Origin of the sequence: Mesorhizobium sp. M7A.F.Ca.MR.362.00.0.0 (genome assembly GCF_004023175.1) — a bacterium.
Taxonomy (GTDB): Bacteria; Pseudomonadota; Alphaproteobacteria; order Rhizobiales; family Rhizobiaceae; genus Mesorhizobium.
The window spans coordinates 1-284 of sequence record NZ_RZTF01001011.1; the positions used below are offsets into that span (position 1 = coordinate 1).

The window sequence follows — 284 nt, forward strand, 5'->3', positions numbered from 1 at the left end:
CAGCGGATTGCATTAGCTAGGGCCGTCCTAACCGATCGGAAAGTTATGCTGCTAGACGAACCTACGTCCCACTTAGATATTGAAACAGAGTACGAATTAAAGGAGACAATGCTTCCATTATTTGAAGATAAGCTTGTCTTTTTAGCAACACACCGCCTTCATTGGATGAAGGACATGGATCAGATTTTCGTAATGGAAGACGGTAAAATAGTTGAAAACGGCACACATGAAGAGCTTGTAACAGCAAAAGGAAGCTATTACAAGCTGCTGACACAGTAAGGAGC

The 284-nt window shown here is 42.6% G+C and carries 1 pseudogene; it reads left to right on the forward strand.

Annotated features, from left to right (window positions below):
- Positions 1 to 279 (forward strand): annotated as a pseudogene (locus tag EOC06_RS38915) (ABC transporter ATP-binding protein); the annotation flags it as partial.
- Between the last annotated feature and the right edge of the window lie 5 nt (positions 280 to 284).